At 63.4% G+C, this 2,708-nt stretch carries 3 protein-coding genes; all 3 read right to left on the bottom strand.

Translation table 11 applies throughout. The annotated features are described in order from the left end of the window. Positions 1 to 1,569, bottom strand: a 1,569-nt coding sequence (locus ACY693_RS17950; protein ID WP_462323177.1) for a glycosyltransferase, incomplete at its 3' end; no start/stop codon positions are given. A 28-nt stretch (positions 1,570 to 1,597) separates the two neighbouring features. After that, entirely contained in the window at positions 1,598 to 2,368 is a 771-nt protein-coding gene (locus tag ACY693_RS17955) for an ABC transporter ATP-binding protein (RefSeq protein ID WP_462323178.1), read from the bottom strand. A 7-nt stretch (positions 2,369 to 2,375) separates the two neighbouring features. Beyond that, a partial coding sequence (locus tag ACY693_RS17960) for an ABC transporter permease (protein WP_462323179.1) occupies positions 2,376 to 2,708 on the bottom strand: 333 nt, incomplete at its 5' end.

Consider the following 2,708-nt stretch of genomic DNA (forward strand, 5'->3'; position numbering starts at 1 on the left):
GCTGCCATCATCGATGAGGATCAGTTGATAGGGCGGCGCGGTCTTGCTGATCAGCGCGGTCAGGCAGCGCTTGACATCCTCGAGGGCATTGTGGACGCAGACGATGATATCGACCGAGACGACATGGGCCGGCACGGTGAAGGGGCGCTGCGCGGTTGGCGCCTTCTGAGTCGGCAGGAAGGCCGGCGTTGTCGGGTCTGAGGCAGCGGCGCCCGCAATCGCCCGCACCAGCCCGAGACGAGCACGCAGGCCGGCGACGCCCTCTTCTCGGAGCACGCGCGCGAGGAGCGGAAGGAGCTGGTTGAAACCACCGGCCATAGCAACAGCTTGGCGGAACCGGGTTGGAAGCCGCGCAAGTTGGGCGAAGGTCGAGATACTGAAGCGCAGCGGGGCTGTGATTCGCCAACTGGTGGAAGCAAGCAGCTGGTCCCGTTCGAGAGTGACGAAGCTGAGGGCATTTTCGGCGTGCTGACGGGCGATGTCGGCGGTACGCCAGTCGGCAAGGGCCACGCCTTTCTCGTGGCGCAGTTGATTGCGCTCGGCCCGGGCGTGCTCGCGCTGCTCACGAGCGCGGTTGCGCTCGTCACGGGCACATTCATAGAGGTTGCGGGTCTGGATCAGCTGCGCGTCGAGGTACCGGATGTCGCCGGACTTGCGTGCCACCTCTTCGCTGGTCTCGTCGAGACGTTGCTCGGTGCGAGCGAGGAGGTCGAGGATCGGCATCAGTGCCTGAAGCCGGCTGCTGAGGGCGGCAAGCTGGTCCTGAGTTTCGGAGGCGTCGACGTCGATCTGATCCGCAGCGAGCGCGAGCGTCAGCTGGTAGAGCTGGGAGACCTCTGCGAGCACCGGGGATTGCGGGAAGGCGGGCGGTGGCGCATGGCGCGAGTGACGGAGTCCTTGGCGGAGGAAACTGTTGCAATAATCGATGAGGTCGGCGTGCTGCAGTTCCGTGAGCAGCCCGACGCGATCGATGACACGGCGGAGCTCATGCTCGGGTTGATCGAGCAAGCGGTCATAGTCGACGACGACGCGCGCACTGTTCTGGGTGTCCTCGAGTGCCGGCAGTATATGTCTGAACCAGAGCAGATGGGCCTTGTCAGGGTCGGTGGTGCCGCGGCGCTGGAGCGAGTCAGCGACGCTGAGCGGGTTGCGGGCGCAGATGACATATTTTGTGGTCACCGCGAGTCGCGCGAAGATCGGCTTCCAGAAGTCGAGCAGCCGACAGAGGCGGGGGTCTTTCAGACCGAAGGTCGAGTGCTGCTGGAGTTTGCTGGCTAAGAGATCGGCTGCCTGATCGGCCAGGGCTCGAAGCGGCGCCGTCTCGAAGGCTGACGGAGGGATGGAGCGCAGGTCGTCCCAGTCCATGCCCAGGTGCTTGAGGCAGTCGATGTTGATGGCATTGATCTGGCGATCTTCCCAGTAGCCCGCGTCGTTGTCGCCGGGGACAGCGGGCAGCAGGTCGTTGCCTAAGGCGACGCCCGCGACCTGTAGACCGCGCGTCACGGCACTGGTGCCACTGCGGTGCATACCGAGAACGATAACGAGTGTCTGGGTGTCTCCGTTGCTCACAAAGGACCTTTGAGTGATGAAGGCACGTTTAGCCTGAGACGCTTAGCGGGGTTGTGCGCTGGGCAGCGTAGTCAGCAAGCATGCTGTCGGTTGGGCCCTTGGCAACCACCCGACCATGCTCGAGCAGGACCACTGAGGTGCAGAGTTGGCGGATCAGGGCGTCCGAGTGCGAGGCAAGCACGATGATGGCGGCCCGCCCGACGAAGGCATTAAGCCGCGCGGCTGCCTTCTCCATGAAGCTGGCGTCACCGGCGGCGATGCCTTCGTCCAGCAACAGGATGTCCGGCGAGATGGACGTGGAGATGGCAAAGGCGAGCCGCATCCGCATGCCTTCGGAGTAGGTGCGGATGGGCAAGTCTAGAAAATCCCCAAGCTCGGTGAAGTCGGCGATCTCGCCTGCGCGGGCGCGTATCTCAGCGCGTGTCATACCAAGGAAGAGACCACGCATGAGGATGTTGTCGTAGCCTGTGGCATCGGCGTCCATCCCAAGGGTGATGTCGAACAGCGGTGCGACTTGGCCGTCAACGCGGATCTGGCCGCCACAGGGCTCGTAGATGCCGGCCATGACGCGGAGCAGAGTGCTCTTGCCAGCACCGTTGTGGCCAACGAGGCCGACGCGGTCGCCGTGCGCTAACTCGAGGTCGAGATGATCGAGCGCGGTGATGACCGAACCGCTGGCTCCAGCGTTGGAGATTCGCCCGCCTGTGCGGGACGGAATCAGATGTTGTTTCATCGAGCGTGCGGCTGCGTCATAGACGGGGAAGCTGACGGTCACGTCTTTGAGCTGTATGGAGGCCATGGCTCGATCAGACCCAGTAAGGGATGCGCCAGCGGTAGGTGGCGTAGAGGACCAGTGTTGCAGACCAGCCGAGGCTAGTGATAGCAAGCACCAGCAGGTAGGTCTCGATGGCGGGCACAGAGCCGAGCAAGGGCGCGCGGACGATCTCGATCAGGTGATAGAAGGGATTGAGGTCGATGAAGAAGGTCCGACCCGGCAGCATATCGGGGCGCCAAATGATCGGCGTGAGAAAGAACATCACCTGGATGATGCTGGCAATGATCTGCGGCACGTCGCGGAATCGGGCGCTCACTAGGCCGAGCATGAGACCGAGCCAGAGACCGTTCAGGGCTAGGAGCAG

The sequence above is a fragment of the Halochromatium sp. genome (assembly GCF_054919635.1).